A 23386-nucleotide genomic window follows, 5' to 3' on the forward strand; every position below is an offset into this window, starting at 1 on the left:
TTCAATAATATGGTATCCAATTTATTATTCAGTTAACGGAATACGCGCTACAGATATTTTGACTGAAGTTACAGTTTAAAAGGTAGGATATACAATGACTCCAATGGGACCACTTTTTCATCAGCAAGCATTGATTGCAGGGCAATGGTGTGATGCAGATAATCAACAAACAACCACGATTTATAACCCTGCTAATCAGCAAGTGATCGGTCAAGTTCCCAATATGGGCAAAGCTGAAGCAGAACGTGCGATTCAAGCAGCTTATGCCGCATGGCCAATGTGGAAAGCCAAAACTGCAAAAGAACGTTCAGTTTTATTAAAAAAATGGTATGAGCTGATTATTCAGCATAGTGATGAATTGGCAGCGATATTGACCATTGAACAGGGCAAGCCTTTATTTGAAGCCAAAGGTGAGATTGTTTATGCTGCCAGCTTTATTGAATGGTTTGCTGAAGAAGCGAAACGAATTTATGGGGATGTTATCCCTAGCCCTTATCCCGACGCGCGCATTGTTGTAAACAAACAACCGATTGGTGTCGTTGCAGCGATTACCCCTTGGAATTTTCCTGCTGCGATGATTACCCGAAAAGTGGCACCTGCACTGGCTGCGGGTTGTCCTTGTATTGTTAAACCTGCACCAGAAACACCATTTACAGCTTTAGCCTTAGCTGATTTAGCGGTACAAGCTGGAATTCCTGCAGAAATTTTGAGTGTGATTACAGGCGACGCAGTGCAAATTGGTGATGCCATTTTCTCTAGTGATGCTGTACGCAAGTTTACGTTCACTGGCTCAACACCTGTAGGGAAAATGCTTCTGCAACAATCAGCAAAGACCCTGAAAAAAGTCTCCTTGGAATTGGGTGGCAACGCACCGTTTATTGTATTTGATGATGCTGATATCGATGCCGCTGTTGAAGGTGCACTCATTGCCAAGTTCCGAAATGCAGGACAAACCTGTGTTTGTGTAAATCGCTTTTTGGTGCAAGCAGGGATTTACGAAAAATTCATTCAAGTCTTCAAAAGTAAAATTGAAGCCTTAAAAGTCGGCAATGGTTTAGAAGCAGGACATGAAATTGGCCCATTGATTAATCAAGGTGCAGTGGAAAAAGTTCAATCACACATTCAAGATGCACTTTCCAAGCAGGGTCGTTTAGTGGCTGGTGGACAAAGCCACATAGCGGGTCCGCTATTTTTTGAACCGACACTGATTGCCGATGCAAATACTGACATGTTAGTGGCAACTCAAGAAACTTTTGGTCCACTTGCGGCGGTATTTAAGTTTGAAACTGAAAATCAAGCCGTACAGATGGCAAATGACACAGAATATGGTCTTGCTGCCTATTGTTATACCCGAGACTTAGGCCGTGCATGGCGTATGAGTGAACAGCTTGAGTACGGTATGGTTGGGATCAATAAAGGTCTCATTTCAAATGAAGTTGCACCTTTTGGTGGCGTAAAACATTCTGGTTTAGGGCGTGAAGGCTCTAAATACGGCATCGAAGACTATCTTGAAATTAAATACACTTTATTTGGAGGCATTTAAGCATGAGTAATGAAAAATTTGAAAAAGGTTTAGCTATTCGTAAGCAGGTCTTGGGTGAAGAATACGTGAATAACTCACTCAACAATGCCGATGATTTTAATCTTCCCTTACAAGAGCTTGTGACCGAATATTGCTGGGGTGCAGTTTGGGGCAGAGAAGAATTATCCAAAGCCGAAAGAAGCATGATTAATTTGGCGATGATTTCTGCATTGAACCGCCCACATGAATTAAAACTACATGTCAAAGGCGCATTGCGTAATGGTGTACCCAAAGAAAAAATTCGTGAGGTATTGCTCCAAGTCGCAATTTATTGCGGTGTACCTGCGGCAGTGGATAGCTTCCGTATTGCCAAAGAAGCAATTAAAGAGTTTGAAGCTGAAAACGCATAAACCTGTGAAAAGCAAAAAAGAGGGTATTTACCCTCTTTTTTATATATTAGGATTGTCCAGTTTTAGTTATAAGCACGTTCATTATGGTCGCTAATATCCAGACCTTTATCTTCTTGTTCAGTACTCACGCGCAGACCAATAGTCAGATCAATCACTTTGAAGATTCCCCAAGTAAATGCAGCACTATAGGCAACAGTGACAACAATCCCAATCATTTGTGCGACAAATTGCGTACCAAATTCTAAGCCTTCAATATTGCCACCTAACGTAGGAGAAGCGAATACACCAGTAAGGAGACCACCGACAATACCACCGATTCCGTGCAATGCAAAAACATCGAGTGAATCATCAATGTGAAGTATGTTTTTTAAACGAGTAACAGAATAGAAACATACTATGCCAGTGACTAAACCAATTGCAGCCGCACCAAATACGCCAACATAAGCTGCGGCAGGGGTAATACCGACCAATCCTGCAATTGCACCAGATGCTAAGCCTAATGACGAAATATGTGTATCTAGGAATTTTTCCACAATCATCCAACCAACAATGCCTGCACAAGCCGCGACTTGCGTATTCATGAGGATGAGACCTGCGCTGTTGTTTGCCGCTAATGCTGAACCGACATTAAAGCCAAACCAGCCTGCCCAAAGTAAACCTGCCCCAATGAAGGTATAGACCAGATTGTGAGGAGCAATACTTTGCGTTTTCCAGTCTTTACGTTTCCCAATAATTAATGCACCCACAAGTGCGGCAATACCTGCATTAATATGAACTGCAGTACCACCTGCAAAATCAAGGACACCCCAGTTATGCATTGCAGCGCCTGGACCACCCCAAACCATATGCGCCATTGGAGCATATACCAAGGTTGTCCATAGAATGACAAATAAGACCATTGCACTGAACTTCATGCGTTCCGCATATCCACCGACCACAATAGCCGGGGTAATCATGGCAAAGGTCATGCCAAATACAGAGGTCACAAACTCTGGAATATCGCCCATAAGGGTTTGATCGGTAATCCCTTGCATAAATGCTTTGTCAAAACCGCCTACAAAACTTGCAAGATTAAAAACGCCTTCTTCCATGCCTGTGGTATCAACAACCATGCTGTAAATGAACATCACCCAGAGCAAACCGACAATGCCTGCAAAAGCAAAAAACTGGGTACAAATTGACAAGACATTCTTACTTCGTAGCATCCCGCCATAAAACAAGGCGAGCCCAGGAATAAACATGATCATGACAAAAACAATGGATGTCATGACCCATGATGTTGAAACTTGATTCAGTGTGGTGGTTTCTGCTGCCGATGCCCAAGCAGGACAAAGCAACATTGAGATAGTGAGTAGGCTAGCAACAAAACGAGAAATCATATTTGACCCTCCTGTACGGATGTACATGATGTAAGTTGTTTGTGATTAAAATTTTTAGATGATCATGAGCGAACTCGGGTACGTTCAGGGTCATAAAAGGGTAAGGCAACGACTTGAGCTTTCAGTCTTTTTTGTTGCCCATCTAATTTGCCGATCTCGATTGCAGAACCAACCGCGGCATATTGAGGAGCAATACGGCATAAAGCGATTTGTTTTTTGAGTAAAGGTGAATTGGTCGCACTGGTGATCACGCCAACAGGGAAGCGTCCTGCGTAGACAAGGTCTCCATGTGCAGCAGGTTCAGTTTGATCTAGAATCAGTCCAACTAATTTATGCCGACTGGCTGCAGCTTGATTTTGTATAGCCACTTTACCTAAAAAGTCTTCTTCTTTGGTTTTAAGTGGAACGGTGAAACCAATACCTGCTTCAAACGGATTAATTTGAGGATTGAATTCATGTTGTGCAAAAATCAGTCCAGCTTCTATACGTAACATGTCTAGTGCATCGAAGCCCATCGGTGCGATTTTATAGGTCTGACCCGCACTCCAAATGGTATCCCAAACAGTTTCGGCATCGTTCGGATGACACCACACTTCAAAGCCCAATTCACCCGTGTATCCTGTCCGAGAAACCATCACGGGGATGCCATTGACACCACCTAACCGACCTAAAGTGAAGTGAAACCAAGCCAGTTGTTGAATATCCGGCTGGTGTTCAGGCGTCCAAATCAGTTGTTGTAATAATTCCCGACTGTGTGGTCCCTGAACGGCAACATTATGAATTTGATCTGATGAGTTTCGGATACTGACCCGATAACCTTGTTCTTGTGCTTTTTGTTTGAGCCATAGCCCTGAATATTCATCCCCACAGATCCAACGGAAATTTTGTTCACCTAGTCTAAAAATGGTACCATCATCTACCATACCACCTGTTTCTAAACATGCAGCGGAATAAGCAATTTCACCAATCGCGAGTTTACGTACATTGCGCGTCAGCATGTATTGCAAAAAACTTTCTGCATCGGGACCCATAATTTCAAATTTGCGTAATGCGGTTAAATCAATCATGGCGACACGTTCACGACAAGCCAGATATTCCGCTTTTGCTCCCCAGCCCTCATATTCAGTAGCAACCCAGTAGCCATGATATTCCACCAGTTTTGAGGTCAAGGCTTGAATGCGAGAATGAAATCCAGTCTGTTTGGTCATACGAGGCATCTCCTCTGGAGTGAGTCGGTAATGTTGTGAGCGCTGAAATTGTTCTTGTTGATCATAAATACGCACATGAATATCTGTCGGAATCCAGCCATTGGATGGGTCAATATCATCTGGGCAAGCGGATGATGCGCACAGTAGATCTTTTTGTGCCCGTAATAGCACATAATCACCAGGTTGAGACCATGGTTCATCCATACTGATGGTTCCGCAAGATTCAACGTGCGTGTTATAAAAGAAGTTAATCGCTGGCCATGCACTTTTACTTTGAATACCGTGTGACTTTAAGATTTGGTTGAAATTTTCTGTGCAGGAAATATGCCCAAAATAGCCAGAGTCATTATAAAATTTTGGAGTGCAAGCAGTCAGGAACATGTCATGACGACCCACAGTATCTTGAACCACTTCCACTAAGGTTTCTAAATTAGCGGCATAAAAACGCGAGTGTAAGCCTGGGGCCGGGGTGGAGTGCCCAAGAATACTGCGGGTTGCAACTGCATCAATGCCAATTTCCTCTCCATGTTCGAGTGCTTTGGCATCGAAAGCGATAAAATCACTACATTGTTTACCTGCAACATCGATAATTTGAATCCATTGTCCTGCTTTGACCGTATAAGTTTGTGCAGACGCACGTGAGATTCGAATGTCTTGAATAGGTGTTGCAAGGGGAGTGGGTAAATATTCAACTGCTACGATGGCTTTTTTGATGATGACCTTAACTTCATCGATAGGGTCTTGTTTATCCACCTGCATATTCTTGCCTGTATTCAAGACAATAACTTCTGCTGTTGCTAGAGCTTTGAATTGAATCGAAGCTGCATATTCAAGGCAGATGACCTGTTCCAAATCGGGGTCTTGAATATTTAATCGGGTCAGTTGTTTACGTAGATGTAAGGCTGTTCGGTCCTGTTGTTGTAATTGAGCAAAGGTATTTTGTGCGCGACGAATTTTGATGGTCGTGGACGAATTCAGTATTTGAATTATGTTTGAATCTGGAAGTGCATTTCGATCACGCACGATAATTTCGATGGATTGCTCATCTGGAAGTTGAAGTTCCACTTCATCATTTGGCGCTAAATCAAATGCCTGAATCTGTTGCGGGTCTACCCGTAAATGCAGCACAGAAATGGGGCGTTGTAGATGATAAAACTCGTCTGTTGGTCCAGACAGATACATCTCAGAAAGATGTGATTTTAGATTACCCATATCCAATACCTGAATTGATCTATGTGAATGCTGCTGAGCGACTGGAAGATGCTCAAGATCTGTACATGGCATTCACTATTACTGCGAAAAAATATCAGCGCAATTACACAAAATGGATACCTATTCTGGGGTATATACAGATGTTGGCATGAATCATGCTCAAAAAAATTAACTATCAAGAATAAATAATTGTGATTGTAATGAGACTTTTCTGTGGGGATCGCAACGGAGTAATGCAGGAAGTAATCTATAAACGGCAATCATTATGGGTGGGAGTTATGAAGTCTTGGCCGCATTGGTTTACTAGATCCGAACCATCTATTCAGCATCCACTGAAACAGATTGGAGCCTTACAGCAACAACTTTTCATCTCGAAATTTGAATTGTTGTGTACACAATTGGAATTAAAACTGGCAGGTTTAGATGCCGAGTTATCAGGCTTACCAGAGCATTTAGTGGAGCTTGAGCAACAAATAGCGGTCATGCTAGATGCTCCACCAACATTACTAGGTTGTGTACTGTGTTATCCATTTAGTCAAGAATGCTTTATTTACCATTCTTACCAGCAGCAGTTGTCTCGTTCTGAATTGAAAATGATTCAACAAAATTTACTGAATTATGCAGCTTCGGGCGCAGATTTAGAGCCTGTAGTGGAATTGAATTTATCTTCTTATCAAGCAAGGTTGCTGTTTACAGGACAAGAAATTGTGGTTTGGCGTTTATATGGCATACAAACCCTAAAAGAAAAGCATCACCATTTTTACCAATTGCTTGATCAAGCATTGCAGCGTGGTTTACAGGCTTGGGTTGAACAACAGCAAAAAATACGTGGCACGTTATTACAAGAACGTCGTGAAGTTGCTGCGGAGTTACATGACAGTATTGCGCAAATTTTGGGCTTTCTTCGGTTGAAATCGGCACAGTTGAATCAACAGTGTAAACAGCAGCAACAATATGCAGAACTCAGATCAACAACAGAAGAACTTGCCAGTTATACCCATTATGCCTATCAACAAACGCGCGAATTAATCACGGCTTCGCGTTTAGCCTATCAAGAATTGGATTTTGCATCCGCTTTAAAAAAAGTCGTGCATGAGTTTGAACATTATTCGGGGGTTTCTTTTGAACTGGATAATCGGGTGCCACAACTGAAGGTGACGGCTAAACAGTCGGTGCAATTGCTTTACATTATTCGAGAAAGCTTGAGCAATGTGGTGCGACATTCACATGCATCTATCGCAAAAATTCGCGTGGAACATTTGGCTTCAGGAGCTTTACAGATGAGTGTCGAGGATAATGGTCGAGGCTTGGATCTCAGTCAGAAAAGAAACGATAGTTTTGGTTTGGAAATTATGCATGAACGTGCGGAAAGGATTGGTGCCGAGTTGTGTTTTAAAGCGAACCAACCCCAAGGCACATGTGTCATTCTAAAGTTAAGTGCTCATTAATAGGAGCTGCTCATGTTATGTAAAGTTAGTATTGTTGATGATCACGCATTATTTCGACGTGGCGTTTTAGATATTTTACGTCAGACCGAAGAATATGAAATTGTTGCAGAGTATTCTTCAGGCAAAACCTTTTTGGAAAAGATGCAGGATGAGTATCCTGAATTATTATTACTTGATGTACAAATGCCGGATGAGTCGGGTTTAAATATTTTAAAACAAATCCGCAAAACCGATCAGCAGTTAAAAGTTGTGGTACTGACTGCAAGTGAGGATGATGAAATTGTTCTGGAAGCGATTCGGTCAGGGGCGAATGGGTTTTTACCCAAAGATACTTTGCCTGAAGTGATTGTGGCAAATTTACGTGAAGTTCGTAAAGGGCAAACTATTTTACACGGTTCAGGCATTACCTTATTGGCAAATTTACTACGACGACATGGTGAAATAACAAAGCCACATCATATAACAGAGATAGAACCAACTGAACAGCATCCGCTACTAGCTGAAATGACGATGCGTGAGCAAGAAACCCTGTTGCTGATTGCTAAAGGATTGAACAATAAATTAATTGCACGTGAGTTGGGCATTAGTGATGGTACGGTTAAGGTCTATGTCAAAAGCCTATTACGTAAACTGCATCTACATTCACGTTTAGAACTTTCGGTGTGGGCACATCAGCATTTGACTGCATCGAGCCTAAAGCTTGAAATCAGTTAGGAGTTGCCATGCTTAAACGATCGACCCCGTATTTTCAAGTTCCAGAATTATTGGAGCATTACTGGACACCCCTGTTTGACCAATGGAATGAGTGTATCTTGATGGTTGATCAGTCACTCTCTATTTATAAATCAAATCAATGTTGGCAGCGATTTATGGAGTCAGAAATAGAGGGTTCTGTAAATCATTTTGATAGAAATTTAACGACTTATCTTTACCCTGAAGATGTATTTCAATTGAAGCAACTGTTGCTCAAGGGTAAGCCAATAGAACGCTATCGCATCCGTTTAATGAATCCACAACATCAACTGTTTTGGTTTGAACTTTCTGCCACAAATTTGCCAATAGAAACATCATCACAATATTGGTGTTTACAATGCTCGGATCAAACACAAAACATTCAGCAACAATATCTTCAGGCTGCACAACAACGGAGCCTTACAGACTTGTTATATCGCTTGCCGATTATGCTTTATCGTTCACGTAATGATCGAGATTGGACCATGGAATATGTAAGTCGTGGTTGTGAATCTATTACGGGTTATCCTACTAAGGCCCTGTTAAATACCCCTTTATATGGACAAATGATTCATCCTGATGATGCTGAACAGGTGTGGGCTCAGGTGCAATCTGCCATACAGAATAAAAACATGTTTTTTTTAAATTATCGAATTATTCAAGCAGATCAAGAAATTGCTCAAGTTCAAGAAATTGGGCAAGGCGTGTATTCTGATAGTGATATGGTGCTTGGCATAGAAGGGGTAATTTTTCCAAGTGTTATCAATCCATTGGTCATTGTTCATCAAAATAATTAACTCATTAGAGATACCCCCTTTGAGGAATTTCTTCAGTTTTCATTCCGCTCTATTGTCGGTTTATCAAGTTGTACCAGACTTTTTATTCACGAACATGGAGATATACCATGACACGAGTTGCAATTATCGGAGCAGGGCCAAGTGGGATGGCTCAACTAAGAGCTTTTCAATCGGCACAACAAAAAGGAATAGAAATTCCTGAAATCGTTTGTTTCGAGAAGCAAGCGGATTGGGGCGGACAGTGGAACTACACTTGGCGCACGGGCATGGATGAACATGGGGAAAATGTGCACAGTAGTATGTACCGTTATCTCTGGTCGAATGGCCCTAAAGAATGTCTAGAATTTGCAGATTATTCTTTTGATGAACACTTTGGTAAAGCGATTGGTTCCTATCCGCCACGTGCAGTACTGTGGGATTACATTAAAGGGCGGGTGGAAAAAGCCAATGTGCGCCAATATGTGCGCTTTAATAGCGCAGTTCGACATTTAACTTATGATGAGGCAACGCAATTATTTGCCGTGACCGTACAAGATCATACAAACGATAGTATTTATACCGAGCAATTTGATTATGTGGTGGTGGCTTCTGGGCATTTTTCTACCCCAAAAGTACCGCAATATGAGGGGTTTGATATTTTCGGTGGACGCATCTTACATGCCCATGATTTCAGAGATGCTTTGGAGTTTAAAGGCAAAACTATTTTAGTGGTCGGGAGTAGTTATTCTGCGGAAGATATTGGTTCGCAATGCTACAAGTATGGTGCGAAACAAATTATCAGTTGTTATCGCAGTGCAGCAATGGGCTATAAGTGGCCAGAAAACTGGTCTGAGCGCCCACAATTATTACATGTCGATCAAACCCATGCCTATTTTGCAGATGGTAGCTCTGTTCAAGTTGATGCCATCATTTTGTGTACTGGTTATATTCATAGTTTTCCTTTTATTGATGAATCCTTACGTTTAAAAACCAATAATATTCTGTATCCCTTGGGTTTATATAAGGGCGTGGCATGGGAGAAAAATCCGAAATTGTTTTATTTGGGTATGCAAGACCAATGGTATTCCTTCAATATGTTCGACGCACAGGCTTGGTATGCACGGGATATAATCTTGGGCAAGATTGCTCTACCAAGTTATGCGCAGATGCTTGCAGACACTCAGCAATGGCATGATGAAGAGAAGACCCTTGAAGATGCCGCAGCAATGTTTAAATTTCAGGGCGACTATATTATGCAGCTCATAGAGGCGACAGATTACCCGACCTTTAATATTGAAGGGGTACGACAGACCTTTTTAGAATGGAAAAAACATAAGAAAGAAAACATCATGACCTTTAGGGATCATACTTATAGATCACTGATGACGGGTACGATGGCAGAGCCACATCACACCACATGGCTAGACGCTTTAGATGATTCACTAGAAGCCTATTTGCAAGTTGAAGCATCTTCAGAATTCACTCGAAAAGTGGGTTAATGGTATTTATAACCAGATAAAAATAATAAAAAAGATGATGAAAATTAATGTTGTGGAGAATCGTGTCCCTCCACAACATTTTTTTATTTATGAGCAGGTTCGTTCATATGAAACCTATGATTACCCCTTTAGAGGTATGCTTTAAAGGGAATTGTGATGATTAACAAAATAATTTAAATATTTGATTATATTAATTTAAAAGAAAAAGGATGTTGTCATGCAAGATCCAATGATGAGTACACCCATCTATCAAAAAGTTGCAGATCTCCAGTTGAATGCAGGGACCACGTTGTACGTCATACAGCATACACAACATGCGGATGCTGAATATCTTTTGCAGAAACTAGGATTAGAAGATCAAGGCAACCTTTTTATTTTGGCAGAAATGCCAAATGCAGAAACAGATTTAACACAGTATTTGCAACGGATTCAGCAACGTCTGCAACATGTTTCTACAGGATGGCATGCGGTGGTTTTTGGTGATGAAGCCTTCATTTGGCGTGTCATGCAAACTTTGCTAGCTACTGGTTTGATGGCAGAAGAGATCAGTTTGATTTTAAGTACTGGACCACGTCAGGTGTATTGCGTGCACTGTGGTCATCAGCAATTGCATTCACAGCAGGATTATTGTGATTGTGAGCAATGTGGTGTGCATTTATTGGTGAGGAGTCATTTCTCACGACGTTTAGGCGCTTATATGGGCGTTTGTGCAGATGCCGATTATCCGCATGGAGATGCCGCATGAATAATCTAATCTCTGTAAAAGTTGCGAAAATTCAACAACTCACTCCTGTCATTCGTGAATTTAGTTTTGAAGCGGTAGATCAGTCCTTATTCCCTTTTTCTTCGGGTAGCCATATTGTTGTGCAATTGCCACTACAAGATCGTATCTTGCGCAATGCCTATTCTTTGTTGAGTGATCCATATAACACGCAACGTTACCAGATCGCGGTGCGCTTACAGGAACAGTCACGTGGTGGTTCGCGCTATTTACATGAACAGGTACAGGAGGGGGATCTTCTTAAAATTTCCGCACCTTTAAATCTCTTTTCATTACATTCGCAAGCGAAACATCATATTTTTATTGCAGGTGGGATTGGTATTACGCCATTCATGTCACATATCCATCAAATCATGCACGGCAAAGGCAGTTTCGAGCTGCATTATGCTTGCCGCGATCAGGTGAGTAATGCGTATGAATCTATGCTGCAACAATTATTTCCTTCACAACTGCATGTGTATTCGGACCGGACAGCGACACGATTAAATGTGTATGACTTATTAAAAGCACAAGATCTGCACACCCATATTTATGTGTGTGGACCCGATCGTCTAATTCAAGATGTACTGGATATAGCACAACAATTAGGCTGGTCAAAACATCGGGTGCATTGGGAAGCATTTAGTTCACCAGTAGCAGGCACTGCTTTCGAAGCATATCTCAGCAAGAGCCAAAAAAGTATTGAAGTCCCAAGTGATTACAGCTTGCTTGAAGCCCTTGAAAAAAATGCAATTGAGGTGCCCAGCCTGTGTCGAGGTGGGGTATGCGGTCAGTGTGCGGTGAAGTATCAGCACGGTGAGGTTGATCATCATGATCATTTCCTTTCAGCACAAGAACGTCAACATCTATTAATGCCTTGCGTTTCCCGCGCGAAACAAGGCTGTCGTATCGAACTTGATTTGTAATTCAGGAGAACAGAATGACGATCCAATTTAATCCTGATGAACGGATGCATGGTGACTTCAGTTACCACAATAGCGCCAAAGCGATTGCACGCTTTCCGTTTCCATTTCCTGAAGATCAATATATGTATTCAGTCAATATTGAACCGGTAATTTCTAAGTCCAGCACCGTGTTCGAGCATTGGTTTGATATTGATGAGCATTATTTAACGGAAGTGCAAGAGCGTACCTTCACACTGACAAATGATCCGAAACGTTGCATCATCTTGCCACACATGCTGCAAGCCTCATGGGACTTTTTGGAAATGGCGATGGAACATTTATCGCAGGATTATCCAGAAATATTCCAACTGGAGCGTAATGGTCAAACATGGCGCTGGGTCAACAAAGCACTACAGATTGATACGACCTTTGAATTTGGCGATATTTCGACTTTACCGATGCATCCCTTTGAATATATCTCGCGCCAAATACAAGGCGACATTGCCTTGCTAGATCAACGTGAAGGGGACTTGTTCATGGATACGGGCATGATCACAGGTCCTGCGGATTGGTCGCTGAATTTTGATGCAGGCATGAGTTTTAAGCAATGGCATGCCCCTGTGCCCAAAGTGGCACATGATTTGGGCGTCTTTGAACGAGCCCTTAAATTTCTACTCAATATTCAAGTCGGGCAACCGTACCGCCGTCTGAATTGGACCATGACCATTAACCCGCGTATGGATACTTCGTCAGAGACTTATCATTTGTGGGGCCATGAACGCAGTTTAGTGACATCAGAAAACGCAGGGGAATTGGTGCATTTACGGGTTGAATTACAAATGATGCCGCGTTTACCGCGTAGCAATGCCTTGTTATTTAGTATTCGTACTTATCTCATTAGCCTCAATGATTTGGCACAAAATCCAGCATGGGCGAAACGCCTACATCGTGTGATCCGAGATTTACCTGAATCAATTGCAGAATACAAAGGCATTAGTCGCTACCGCGAACCTTTGGTGCAATGGCTGAGTCAATTTGATCAATAACAATTTTATTCATTCATTATTTTAGATTAATAAGGGAACATTATATGGGAAATTCATGGCGTATTTCGGCGTTGGCAGAACGTCACCGTCAATTGGGTGCGAAACTTGAAGATTGGAATGGTATGGGCACTGCGTGGACTTATCACAGCGATACGGCAGATCACTATACTGCTATACGGACCAAAGCAGGCTTAATGGATGTATCTGGTTTAAAAAAGGTGCATTACGTAGGACCACATGCGGAAAGTTTATTGGAATATGCAACCTCGCGCGATATTTCAAAACTGTATCCTGGAAAATCGGCTTATGCCACCATGTTGAATGAGGAAGGTAAGTTTGTAGATGATTGTGTGATTTATCGTACAGGACCCAATTCATTTATGGTCGTGCATGGTACGGGTATCGGCTTAGAAATGCTGATTCGTTCAGCCACAGGGCGCCAAGTTGCGGTTTTGTTTGATGATGATTTACATGATCTTTCCTTACAAGGTCCTGTGGCTGTCGACTTCTTGGCTGAGCATGTACCAGGTATTCGCGACTTGCCTTATTTCCATCATATCCAAACCCGATTATTTGGTTGTCCAGTCATGATTTCACGTACAGGCTATACGGGAGAACGTGGCTATGAGATTTTCTGTAAAGCCATGGATGCACCGTTAATTTGGGATACGATTTTAGAAAAAGGTGCTGACTACGGTATCGTGGCAAGCTCATTCGTGACTTTAGATTGGTTACGTACAGAAAGTTATCTACTGTTTTTCCCCTATGACAACTCTGAATATTTCCCATTCGAAAATGATAAATCAGGCGATACCTTGTGGGAATTAGGTTTAGATTTCACGGTATCACCAACCAAAGGTGAATTCCGAGGCTGTTATGAACACCGCCGATTAAAAGGAAAAGAACGTTTCAAAATCTTTGGAATTAAACTTGACGGTGAGCAAGCGGCACAAATGGGCGATACCGTCTGGGATGGAGATCAAAAAATTGGGGTGATTACCTGTGGTATGTATTCTCCACTGACCAATACTTCCGTTGCTTTAGCGCGGGTGGATGTACCTTATGCCGTAGAAGATCGTCCTGTTCAGATTAAGGGTAGCTTAGAAGTGGATGCAATCACACATACTTTGCCTTTTGATGATCCACAAAAATTAAAACGTACTGCAAAAGGTTAATCGCATACAACTTTTCCTTATTGGTTTTATTTGGATTCATCTCTGGATGATGAAAAATTGAAACAGCCGTTAAATTGAATTCTGCTCAATTCAACGGCTTTTTTTTGATTCAATTCGCCAAATTGGGGCTGCATTATTTCTGGGTATTAATCGACACGACGACCGATAAGCCTGGGCGCAATAAATTGGCATTCGGCTGGTGCTGAACCAATTGAATGCGTAGCGGAAGACGTTGCACAATTTTGGTAAAGTTGCCAGTTGCATTACTCGAGGAGATTGGCGAAAAGAAAGCGCCAGTAGACGGTGAGAAACTATCGACTGTGCCATTTAAATCGACGTTATAAGCATCGACATGAATTTTCACTGGCTGGCCTGATTGGACATTTTTCAGTTCGACTTCACGGAAGTTGGCTTCAATGTAAATTTTATCCAAAGGCACAATGACCATTAATGGATTACCTGTACTTACATAATTCCCAATATGTACAGATTTTTGCCCAATACTGCCATCAATTGGGGCATAAATTTCAGTGTAACTCAGATTCAGTTTGGCTTTATCCAATGCAACTCGTGCTTGCTTTAAGGTCGCTTGACTGGCGAGTACCTGAATTTTGTACTGTTTGAGCTGATATTCAGCATCAATCACTTTTTCCTGATTATTGTCTAAATCTGCATGTTGTTCCGCCAAGGTGGTTTTAGATTGTTGGGTGACTAAACGCGATTCTGCACCCAGTTTCTGTAATTCTTGATAGCGTGCCGTATTATCTTGGGTTTGTTGAATACTTGCCTGCATTTTTCTGACCTGCGCTTGCGCTTCACGAATCTGCGTGGGTTGTCGCTCCACCAGCATTTCAGCAGCTTTTAGCTCGGCTTGTGCCTTGGCAAGATTCGACTCTGCTTCTGCCAAAGCAGCTTCATAATCGCGAGCATCAATCCGCGCTAACAGTTGACCCGCTTTTACTGCTTGATGATCTTCAACATAAAGCGCCGTGACTTCTCCTGAAATTTTGGGTGAGATGGTGGCATATTCCACATCAACATGTGCATCATCGGTTTCAATGGTCGAAGAGGGAATGAAGATGATCCAAACCACCCAGCCGATTGAAGCCAGAATGGTCAGGGCGGCAATAGTCATAAACCAGTGAGTTTTAAGATTTTGGATTAAAGAGCGTTTGCTTGAAGAAGAAGCCGTGACCTCTGGGTTTTCGGGATGACTCATAAAGATTTTCCTGAGTTATGACTATTCATTAATTTAATGAGTGCAATACGAGGTGGATATGTTCTGACTGGCAGCAGCAACATGATGATAAAAAGGATGACCGTTAGCCCTGCAAGAATCAGATATTGATCATGAATAATCAGTACGGATTGCTGGGTTTGAATTGCAGAATTTAATGCAGACAATCCGCCCGACACACGTTCGGCACCATTGACAGTCAAGACGGGTGGGTTGAGAGGATCTATAGCTGGACCTTGAATATTCTGAAAAACCTTATTAGCAGTATTTTCAATCAGTCGTGTGGAATGATATTCACCACGCACTCGGCTGATCCAGTCCAGTAGGCACACGCCTAGCACACCACTAATGGCACGTGGGGTATTGATCATTGGCGATGCATACGGAGCCATGCTCGGGTGGACACTATTGGTCCCGATCATAAGTAGCGACAGCACTACGCCAGTTTGACCCAAACAGGAAATGGCATGCCAAAAATAGAATTGTTCGCGGTTCCAAGTGGTATCTAGTTGACTCGCGCCCAAGCAGCCAATCATGACCAAAATCAAACCGATGCCGTGTACAAAGCGGCTATCTAGCCATACTTGATTAAGCAGTTTGACCACTATTGGGATATAGATCAGTTGCAATGCCGCAATTTGCAGTCCTATCCACATACTTTGTGTAGGTTTGTAGCCTTGCACAGCCGTTAAATAATTGACTGGTAATGTACTGGTCGACATACCGATGATGACAAAGCAAAACAAGGCAATCACTGCATAAGCAAAATTGCGGATTTCCAACATTTGCGGCTTGATCAAAGGGCTTGGATGACACCATTCATGCAGAATAAACAGCGGTAACGTAATCGCTGAAATTAAAGCCAATACACAGATGAATTTAGAGTGAAACCAATCCAAATGATTGGCATGTAACAACAATGTGCTGAGTGCAGCTAATGCAACCGTTGCCAGAAGCGCACCAATCCAATCATAGCTTTTGATTTTGGCAAAATTGTAAGGGTCTTGTGGAATTCCCAAATAGACCAAAGCAGCACTCAAAGCGCACAGCGGAATGGATTGAAAGAAAATGATTTTCCAACCCAAAATATCTAAATATAAGGCTGAAAGTGCTGCACTTAAATTTGGGAAAAACGTCGCGGTCAAGGCATAGCAGGCCAATCCCCAAAGCCGAATGTCGGGACCTAAAAATCGCAATGCGCATGCCATCAGTAACGGAATAATCAAACCGTTAGATAACCCTTGCAAACCACGTAATAGATAAAGGATTTCAATATTGGGGCTAAATGGAATCAGAACACTGGAAATACAACACAGCGCGATGGCAAATAAAATCATTCTGCGTATAGAAAAAATGCCAGCCCAGCTACTCGACAGGATCATTCCAATAATCATGGTACTGGCGTAGATACTGGCAATCCAGTGCCCAGAATCAACACTCAAGCCCATTGCGCCGCGAATATCACTCAATGTCATGCTGGTAATTCGATTATTTAACTCAACGGTCATGGCAGCAAAAATGACACCAGCCAAACCGATGAGTGGCTTTTTATTCATTGAAGACCTTAAATGTAAAAATCAGGATGGGGAGGTAGTAGCACAACTGTACCGATCGGTACTCTATACTTTAATCAAATTGAAGTCAATTTTCAGATTTGCTTTTAATTGGGTTACACTGGGCGCAATTGCAAGAAGCATTGTAGATGGGCATGACACTTACAAAATCGAATGAAAAAGATCAGAAAATTTTAGATGCAGCAACAAAGTTCTTTCTTATTCATGGGTTTAGTGGAACCACCACAGATATGATTCAAAAAGAGGCGGGCGTGTCTAAAGCCACCATGTATGCCTGCTATAAAAATAAAGAAATCATGTTTGCTGCCGTAATTGAACAGCAGTGTTCCAATATTCAAGATAAAATTATCTCTATTGAAACTAAAGCCTCAAATTTACGTCTTGCTTTAACCGAAATTGGTAAGGTGTATCTGGGATACTTACTTTCGCCTCAAGGACTCGCAGTTTTTAGAGTCTGTATTGCCGAAGCGATAAGATTTCCAGAATTGTCTGAAAAATTCTTTCAAGTGGGACCGCAACGTATGGCAAATATTATTGCCAGCTACTTAGATAAAGCGATACAAAAAGGTGAAATTACGTTAACACCCAATAAAAGTGAAATGATGGCCAATATATTTTTGGGATTATTACGTAGTGAAGCACATTTAAAATGCCTAACCCATCCAAATTACACGATTTCTGAAGCCGAAATTGCTGTATGGGTAAACTATGTGATTGAGCTATTTTTAAGGAATATCAACTACCAAGAAGTTTGAAACAGCCTCTATCCAAGATCCTTAGAATGGCTTAGTTTCAAATCAATCAACTCAGTTAAAGACTTTGATTGATACTTATATTCTAATGAGCTAAGTAAAATTAAAAAAAGAGAGCTTATAGCTCTCTTTTTTTATAAGATCCCGTATTTAATTATAAGCGCGTTCATTGTGGTTGCTAATATCCAACCCAATTTGCTCTTGTTCATTTGAAGTACGCAGTCCAATGGTCTTATCAATAATTTTAAAAATCAACCAAGTGAAAAAGCCACAATAAACAACAGTGAGCAGAATCCCAGCGATTTGTGCAATTAACTGTTGTACGACATTTACATTTTCAACATAACCGCCGAGTGCAGGCAGACAGAAAATCCCCGTTAGAATGGCACCGACCATACCACCGATTCCATGTAAGGCAAAAACATCCAATGCATCATCAAAACCGAATTTACGTTTTAAACCTGTTACAGCGAAGAAACAGCAAATACTGGTGATGAACCCAATCGCGATTGCGCCAAAAGCCCCAACATAAGCAGCAGCAGGTGTAATTCCGACTAACCCAGCAATGACACCTGAAGCCAAGCCAAGTGAAGTAACATGTTTGGAGATAATTTTTTCAATCATCATCCATCCTACAATGCCACCACAGGTTGCAATCATGGTGGTCATTAAAACCAAACCAGCGGTGGTATTGGCTGAAAGGGCAGAGCCTACATTAAAGCCAAACCATCCTGCCCATAACAGTGCAGCACCAATCATGGTATAAACCAAGTTATGTGGAGGCATTGGCGTTGTTGGCCAGCCATGACGTTTACCTAGGATCAATGCACCTACCAGAGCTGCAACACCTGAATTAATATGCACGGCAGTACCCCCAGCAAAATCAAGTACGCCCCAATTGTGCATAATCGCTCCTGGACCACCCCAGACCATATGTGCCAAAGGACCGTAAACTAAAATGAGCCACAGTGCACCGAACAGCACAACTGCACCAAACTTCATTCGTTCAGCAAACCCACCCACAGCAATACATGGGGTAATCATGGCAAAGGTTAAGCCAAAGACGCAGAGTACAAACTCAGGTACACCTGCAATTAAGGTTTGGTCTGTAATTCCCAATAGAAAGGCTTTATCAAAGCCGCCGACGAAACTGTTGAGGTTTAACACACCTTCGGACATATTGGTGGTATCAGCAACAAAGCTGTAGACGAAGCTCACCCATAAAATCCCAGCGACACCTGCAATGGCGAAGAATTGCGAAAAAATGGACAGTACGTTTTTAGCGCGGACCATCCCACCATAAAATAACGCTAGACCTGGAATAAACATAATCAACACCAGAATCGCGGACACCATAATCCATACAGTTGATGCGGCATCAAATGGGGTGTCTTCCGCAAATGCGATTGTAGATATGGGCAACAGCAATAAAGGTAATATTTTTTTAAACACATCAAAGGTCATGGTGAACGCCCCAATAGATGAATAATATGAAGTTGTGATGGATTACAGTGAATCGTGATGATTTTGTATTCCTAAAGAGAATATTAATTTCATTTTGGTTAAAGCAAATGTTGTACCATGACGATTCTTAATCATGAATATTGAAAGAACATAGATGTATTTCTAAAATAAGAATTTGATTTATATGTAAATTATTTTATTTTTTCTGTAGGCTGACGTAATGCAGATACTTGAGGTCAACCTACAGATAGAAGAATGCTGATGGTTATAGCATTGAGTGGCTTATTCTTCACTCGTGCCATAATTCATGACCGAAAGTAAGCGAATTGGTACTTTAATTAGCTTCTCTGGTCCATGTGGAATTTCTCCCTCAAAAGTAAGGCAATCACCAGGCAGCATATGAAACACCTCATCCCCATGTCGATACACCATTTCGCCTTCAACTAAATACAGCATTTCAGTACCAGGGTGTGCAAAGGTGGGGAACTCCTCGCTGGCATCATCCATATTCACTAAATACGCTTCAAAGTTTTTGCGGGGACCACGTGAGTGAGTGAGCAAACTGTAGGTATGTCCTTTTTCAGTACCACGACGCACAACTTCCATCCCTTCGCCTGATCGAACTAACATGGCGTTACTTTCTTGTTGGTCATATTGGCTAAATAAGGTCGATACCGAAATACCAAGTACTTCACAAAGACGGATTAAGGTATCCAGACTGGTCGAGACTTGTGCATTTTCAATTTTGCTCAGCATGCCCTGACTGATGCCAGCCATTTGTGCCACTTCTGAAAGTTTTAATCCCTGTTCTTGACGATGACGTTTAATTTGAATGCCAATATATTGTTCTAGCTTCAAGCTATTCTTGGTTTGTCTCATTCTGGTTCAACTCTGCACTAATATGGTCACTTTTGATTCACGATTTTACCTAATACCCAAACACATATCTAAAAAAATTAGAAAATAACGATAGGAAACTAATATTCCTGATGAGAATAAAAGCAAATTGACCTCCAAATAAAAAAATTAACGGCTAAATAAAAGTTGGCAAGAGAATTGCTTTCTTATTAGGAAAGAAAGTTTCTTATATTGAAAATTGCATAGTGTAATACCACCTGCATTTTTCGAGCCAAATACCATTATTGTCATGTTAGGAGTATGTCAATCATGTTGCAGCAGGCCGTAGAAGAGATGTTTGATCAGAATGTACTGATTAAGAAACCACTATACCGACCAGAAGTACAAAAGGTTATCGATCAACATAATTTAAAATATGTGTTAGCTCAGTTTGTCGACATTCATGGAGCTGCGAAAACAAAATCAGTCCCAATTTCGGGTTTAAAAGCAATAGAAAAAGATGGTGTTGGTTTTGCTGGTTTTGCAATTTCAGGCATGGGCATGCAACCGCATGGACCAGACTTCATGGTGAAAGGTGACTTATCTAGCCTCACACCAGTGCCATGGCAACCTGGCTACGGTCGTGTCGTCTGTGAAGGTTATGTCAATGGTGCACCGCATGTATACGATTCACGTTATGTATTACGTAAACAAGTCGAGCGTTTAAGTGCTAAAGGTTGGACGCTAAATACTGGTTTAGAACCTGAATTTAGCCTGTTCCGCCGTGGTGAAGATGGCAAACTTAAAGCCGTAGATGACTCGGATACTTTGGATAAACCTTGCTATGACTATAAGGGTTTATCACGTTCACGAGAGTTTCTGGAACGTTTAACCGAAGCCTTAATTCCAGTCGGTTTCGATATTTATCAAATTGACCATGAAGATGCCAACGGTCAGTTCGAAATTAATTATACCTACAGCGATGCGATGAATTCGGCAGATATGTTCACTTTCTTCCGTATGGCAGCAGGTGAAATTGCGAATGATTTAGGCATTATCTGTTCATTTATGCCAAAGCCAGATCCGAAACGTGCGGGCAATGGGATGCACTTCCATTTATCCATTGGTAGTTCAGAATCCAGTAACCTGTTCCATGATCCAAGCGACCCTAAAGGCATGGGGCTATCCAAGATGGCTTACCACTTTATTGCGGGTTTACTAGAGCATGGTCCAGCACTGTGTGCCTTCTGTGCGCCGACAGTCAATTCATACAAACGCTTAGTGGTGGGTCGTTCACTCTCGGGTGCAACTTGGGCACCAGCATTTATTGCGTACGGTTCAAATAACCGTTCTGCCATGGTTCGTATTCCTTATGGTCGCATCGAACTCCGCTTACCAGATGCAGGTTGTAATCCATATCTGGTTTCTGCCGCCATTATCGCGGCAGGGCTAGATGGGATTGAACGTGAATTAATGCCACCAGAAGAATGTAATGAAAATCTCTACAACCTCAGCCTTGAAGAGATTGCAGCACGAGGCATTAAAACCTTGCCGCAATCCTTAAAAGAAGCGGTGGATGCACTAAAAGCAGACCCATTGTTTGCAGAAAAAATGGGTGTAGAAATTGTGAACGAATTTATCAATCAGAAGAGCATGGAGTGGGTGGAATACAGCCGCCACGTCACTGACTGGGAAGTTCAACGTTATACCGAATTCTTCTAATTCAACTGAAATAAACATATCAAATATTTAATTTTCGGAGAAATCTTATGTGCGGAATTGTTGGCTTATATCTTAAAAACCCAGCGCTTGAATCACAATTAGGCAAGTTATTTGAACCAATGCTAGAAGCCATGACTGGACGTGGTCCAGATAGTGCGGGCTTCGCCATTTATGGTGATGAAGTACAAGATGGCTGGGTCAAATTGACCTTACAAAGCACAGATGAAAGCTTTAACTGGCAAGGTTTTACAGAAAAATTACAAGCAAAACTGGGCACAGGGTTTGACTGGTTTCAAAATGCAACTGCGGCGGTGTTAAAAGTTGAAGCAGATGAAGCAACTGTTCGTGCTGCCATTACTGAACTTGCGTCTGAACTTAGAATTATGAGCGTGGGGCAAAGCATTGAAATCTTAAAAGGCATGGGTCTTCCAGTCGAAATTTCTGAACGTTTTGGCTTAGCTAAGATGAAAGGTAGCCACATCATTGGGCATACCCGTATGGCGACTGAAAGTGCTGTAACGATGGAAGGCAGCCATCCTTTTTCTACGGGTGCCGACTTATGTTTAGTACATAACGGTTCATTATCGAATCATGCCCGTTTACGCCAAGAACTCAAACGTGAAGGCATTAGCTTTGAAACCGATAACGATACTGAAGTTGCGGCAGGTTATCTCACTTGGCGCTTACAGCAAGGGGACAATCTTGAGCAAGCGTTAAATCATGCACTGGATGACTTAGATGGCTTCTTTACTTTTGCCATTGGGACACGCGATGGTTTTGCTGTGATTCGTGATCCGATTGCTTGTAAACCCGCGGTTTTGGCTGAAACGGATGATTACGTTGCCATGGCTTCTGAATATCAAGCCTTAGCCTCATTACCGAATATTGATAAAGCCAAAGTGTGGGAGCCAGAGCCAGCGACTTTATATGTTTGGGAACGTTCTTCAACCAATAGCAGTGCAGCAGCATAAGTTAACAGGAAAATTGGAGCAAAAATATGAATAGCACAGTACTAGCAGAAAAAATGACTTCAACCACTTTTAAAGATACTTATGATCTAAGCGTGGATACGATTCGTGAGTTGAATCAGGCATTACATACTGCAGAAATTGTTGAAGAAGTCACATCTTGGAAAGTTAAAAATCCAGCGGGTCAACATAACATTGCCGTGGGGATTAAAGCGCCAGTTCAAGTCACCATTGATGGACATGCAGGTTATTACTGTGCAGGCATGAATCAAGAAGCAGACATCGTGGTGAATGGTAATGTCGGTGTAGGCGTAGCTGAAAATATGATGTCAGGTTCTGTACATATTAAAGGCAATGCATCGCAAGCGGCAGGCGCAACGGCACATGGTGGTTTGCTGGTGATTGAAGGTGATGCAGGTGCCCGCTGTGGCATTTCTATGAAAGGCGTGGATATTGTGGTGGGCGGTAGTATCGGTCACATGAGTTGCTTCATGGGTCAAGCAGGTCGCTTAGTGGTGTGCGGAGATGCAGGTGATGCACTTGGCGACTCACTCTATGAAACCCGTATTTATGTTAAAGGCACAGTGAAATCACTGGGTTCAGATTGTATTGAAAAAGAAATGCGCCCTGAACATATTGCTGAATTGACAGAATTACTGGCGAAAGCAGGCTTTAATGAAGATGCATCGGCATTTAAACGCTATGGTTCCGCACGCCAACTTTATAACTTTAAAGTAGACAACGCATCTGCTTACTAAGA

The 23386-nt window shown here is 41.9% G+C and carries 20 protein-coding genes; 14 read left to right on the forward strand and 6 right to left on the reverse strand.

The features are described from left to right. Window positions 1–94: 94 nt before the first annotated feature. Entirely contained in the window at window positions 95–1543 is a 1449-nt protein-coding gene (locus E0H94_RS07755; protein WP_131325873.1) for an NAD-dependent succinate-semialdehyde dehydrogenase, read from the forward strand. A gap of 2 nt (window positions 1544–1545) precedes the next feature. Continuing rightward, the gene (locus E0H94_RS07760) at window positions 1546–1932 is read left to right on the forward strand and encodes a carboxymuconolactone decarboxylase family protein (protein ID WP_131325874.1); all 387 of its coding nucleotides are present in this window, start codon (window positions 1546–1548) and stop codon (window positions 1930–1932) included. 62 nt (window positions 1933–1994) lie between these two features. On the opposite strand, the gene E0H94_RS07765 is transcribed toward E0H94_RS07760, so the two are convergent. Beyond that, complete coding sequence (locus tag E0H94_RS07765) at window positions 1995–3311, reverse strand: ammonium transporter (RefSeq protein WP_131325875.1); 1317 nt, start codon at window positions 3309–3311, stop codon at window positions 1995–1997. Window positions 3312–3373: 62 nt separating this feature from the next. Further along, window positions 3374–5803, reverse strand: a complete 2430-nt coding sequence (locus E0H94_RS07770) for a DUF1989 domain-containing protein (RefSeq protein WP_264757549.1) — start codon at window positions 5801–5803, stop codon at window positions 3374–3376. Between the two features lie 206 nt (window positions 5804–6009). Between E0H94_RS07770 and E0H94_RS07775 the strand changes: the two genes are divergently transcribed. The 8 genes from E0H94_RS07775 (at window position 6010) to E0H94_RS07810 (ending at window position 14072) form a co-directional block, all read left to right on the forward strand. Next, window positions 6010–7179 (forward strand): sensor histidine kinase, encoded by a 1170-nt coding sequence (locus tag E0H94_RS07775; protein WP_131325876.1) that lies wholly within the window; start codon window positions 6010–6012, stop codon window positions 7177–7179. A 12-nt stretch (window positions 7180–7191) separates the two neighbouring features. Beyond that, entirely contained in the window at window positions 7192–7893 is a 702-nt protein-coding gene (locus E0H94_RS07780; protein ID WP_131325877.1) for a response regulator, read from the forward strand. Between the two features lie 8 nt (window positions 7894–7901). Next, complete coding sequence (locus E0H94_RS07785) at window positions 7902–8708, forward strand: PAS domain-containing protein (protein ID WP_131325878.1); 807 nt, start codon at window positions 7902–7904, stop codon at window positions 8706–8708. 107 nt (window positions 8709–8815) lie between these two features. Next, entirely contained in the window at window positions 8816–10186 is a 1371-nt protein-coding gene (locus tag E0H94_RS07790; RefSeq protein WP_131325879.1) for an NAD(P)-binding domain-containing protein, read from the forward strand. Between the two features lie 217 nt (window positions 10187–10403). Continuing rightward, on the forward strand, window positions 10404–10931 hold the full coding sequence (locus E0H94_RS07795) for a dimethylamine monooxygenase subunit DmmA family protein (RefSeq protein WP_131325880.1): 528 nt from the start codon (window positions 10404–10406) through the stop codon (window positions 10929–10931). After that, window positions 10928–11872: a PDR/VanB family oxidoreductase gene (locus E0H94_RS07800; RefSeq protein WP_131325881.1), complete on the forward strand. Its 945-nt coding sequence runs from the start codon at window positions 10928–10930 to the stop codon at window positions 11870–11872. The genes E0H94_RS07795 and E0H94_RS07800 overlap by 4 nt, the downstream gene beginning before the upstream one ends. Before the next feature lie 14 nt (window positions 11873–11886). Next, on the forward strand, window positions 11887–12897 hold the full coding sequence (locus E0H94_RS07805) for a heme-dependent oxidative N-demethylase family protein (RefSeq protein WP_131325882.1): 1011 nt from the start codon (window positions 11887–11889) through the stop codon (window positions 12895–12897). Between the two features lie 44 nt (window positions 12898–12941). Next, window positions 12942–14072, forward strand: coding sequence for an aminomethyltransferase family protein (locus tag E0H94_RS07810; protein WP_131325883.1), 1131 nt, complete (start codon window positions 12942–12944; stop codon window positions 14070–14072). A gap of 133 nt (window positions 14073–14205) precedes the next feature. Here E0H94_RS07810 and E0H94_RS07815 read toward each other — a convergent pair whose 3' ends face one another. Then, a complete protein-coding gene (locus E0H94_RS07815; RefSeq protein ID WP_131325884.1) occupies window positions 14206–15291 on the reverse strand; it encodes an HlyD family secretion protein in 1086 nt (361 codons plus the stop codon). Further along, window positions 15288–16865 carry an MFS transporter gene (locus E0H94_RS07820; protein WP_131325885.1) on the reverse strand — a complete coding sequence of 526 codons (1578 nt, stop codon included), beginning with the start codon at window positions 16863–16865 and terminating at the stop codon, window positions 15288–15290. Before E0H94_RS07820 ends, E0H94_RS07815 begins: the two co-directional genes overlap by 4 nt. Window positions 16866–17017: 152 nt before the next feature. Here E0H94_RS07820 and E0H94_RS07825 point away from each other — a divergent pair, with 152 nt between their 5' ends. Then, window positions 17018–17638, forward strand: coding sequence for a TetR/AcrR family transcriptional regulator (locus E0H94_RS07825; RefSeq protein WP_131325886.1), 621 nt, complete (start codon window positions 17018–17020; stop codon window positions 17636–17638). Window positions 17639–17785: 147 nt separating this feature from the next. Here E0H94_RS07825 and E0H94_RS07830 read toward each other — a convergent pair whose 3' ends face one another. Beyond that, window positions 17786–19099, reverse strand: a complete 1314-nt coding sequence (locus E0H94_RS07830) for an ammonium transporter (RefSeq protein ID WP_131325887.1) — start codon at window positions 19097–19099, stop codon at window positions 17786–17788. Window positions 19100–19381: 282 nt separating this feature from the next. Then, window positions 19382–19978, reverse strand: a complete 597-nt coding sequence (locus E0H94_RS07835; protein WP_077165810.1) for a helix-turn-helix domain-containing protein — start codon at window positions 19976–19978, stop codon at window positions 19382–19384. Window positions 19979–20266: 288 nt separating this feature from the next. Here E0H94_RS07835 and glnT point away from each other — a divergent pair, with 288 nt between their 5' ends. Genes glnT through E0H94_RS07850 form a run of 3 tightly spaced genes read left to right on the forward strand, consistent with a single transcriptional unit; the run spans window position 20267 to window position 23384 of the window. Further along, a complete protein-coding gene (gene glnT, locus E0H94_RS07840; RefSeq protein WP_264757550.1) occupies window positions 20267–21658 on the forward strand; it encodes a type III glutamate--ammonia ligase in 1392 nt (463 codons plus the stop codon). A gap of 47 nt (window positions 21659–21705) precedes the next feature. Beyond that, window positions 21706–22629, forward strand: coding sequence for a class II glutamine amidotransferase (locus tag E0H94_RS07845; RefSeq protein WP_131325888.1), 924 nt, complete (start codon window positions 21706–21708; stop codon window positions 22627–22629). A gap of 26 nt (window positions 22630–22655) precedes the next feature. Continuing rightward, window positions 22656–23384, forward strand: a complete 729-nt coding sequence (locus tag E0H94_RS07850; protein WP_131325889.1) for a protein glxC — start codon at window positions 22656–22658, stop codon at window positions 23382–23384. Window positions 23385–23386 lie beyond the last annotated feature (2 nt).

Origin of the sequence: Acinetobacter sp. ANC 4173 (assembly GCF_004331255.1) — a bacterium.
GTDB lineage: Bacteria > Pseudomonadota > Gammaproteobacteria > Pseudomonadales > Moraxellaceae > Acinetobacter.

Coding starts and splice junctions, on each gene's coding strand:
- E0H94_RS07755 (WP_131325873.1), top strand. CDS start 95: ATGACTCCAATGGGACCACTTTTTCATCAGCAAGCATTGATTGCAGGG.
- E0H94_RS07760 (WP_131325874.1), top strand. CDS start 1,546: ATGAGTAATGAAAAATTTGAAAAAGGTTTAGCTATTCGTAAGCAGGTC.
- E0H94_RS07765 (WP_131325875.1), bottom strand. CDS start 3,311: ATGATTTCTCGTTTTGTTGCTAGCCTACTCACTATCTCAATGTTGCTT.
- E0H94_RS07770 (WP_264757549.1), bottom strand. CDS start 5,803: ATGCCATGTACAGATCTTGAGCATCTTCCAGTCGCTCAGCAGCATTCA.
- E0H94_RS07775 (WP_131325876.1), top strand. CDS start 6,010: ATGAAGTCTTGGCCGCATTGGTTTACTAGATCCGAACCATCTATTCAG.
- E0H94_RS07780 (WP_131325877.1), top strand. CDS start 7,192: ATGTTATGTAAAGTTAGTATTGTTGATGATCACGCATTATTTCGACGT.
- E0H94_RS07785 (WP_131325878.1), top strand. CDS start 7,902: ATGCTTAAACGATCGACCCCGTATTTTCAAGTTCCAGAATTATTGGAG.
- E0H94_RS07790 (WP_131325879.1), top strand. CDS start 8,816: ATGACACGAGTTGCAATTATCGGAGCAGGGCCAAGTGGGATGGCTCAA.
- E0H94_RS07795 (WP_131325880.1), top strand. CDS start 10,404: ATGCAAGATCCAATGATGAGTACACCCATCTATCAAAAAGTTGCAGAT.
- E0H94_RS07800 (WP_131325881.1), top strand. CDS start 10,928: ATGAATAATCTAATCTCTGTAAAAGTTGCGAAAATTCAACAACTCACT.
- E0H94_RS07805 (WP_131325882.1), top strand. CDS start 11,887: ATGACGATCCAATTTAATCCTGATGAACGGATGCATGGTGACTTCAGT.
- E0H94_RS07810 (WP_131325883.1), top strand. CDS start 12,942: ATGGGAAATTCATGGCGTATTTCGGCGTTGGCAGAACGTCACCGTCAA.
- E0H94_RS07815 (WP_131325884.1), bottom strand. CDS start 15,291: ATGAGTCATCCCGAAAACCCAGAGGTCACGGCTTCTTCTTCAAGCAAA.
- E0H94_RS07820 (WP_131325885.1), bottom strand. CDS start 16,865: ATGAATAAAAAGCCACTCATCGGTTTGGCTGGTGTCATTTTTGCTGCC.
- E0H94_RS07825 (WP_131325886.1), top strand. CDS start 17,018: ATGACACTTACAAAATCGAATGAAAAAGATCAGAAAATTTTAGATGCA.
- E0H94_RS07830 (WP_131325887.1), bottom strand. CDS start 19,099: ATGACCTTTGATGTGTTTAAAAAAATATTACCTTTATTGCTGTTGCCC.
- E0H94_RS07835 (WP_077165810.1), bottom strand. CDS start 19,978: ATGAGACAAACCAAGAATAGCTTGAAGCTAGAACAATATATTGGCATT.
- glnT (WP_264757550.1), top strand. CDS start 20,267: ATGTTGCAGCAGGCCGTAGAAGAGATGTTTGATCAGAATGTACTGATT.
- E0H94_RS07845 (WP_131325888.1), top strand. CDS start 21,706: ATGTGCGGAATTGTTGGCTTATATCTTAAAAACCCAGCGCTTGAATCA.
- E0H94_RS07850 (WP_131325889.1), top strand. CDS start 22,656: ATGAATAGCACAGTACTAGCAGAAAAAATGACTTCAACCACTTTTAAA.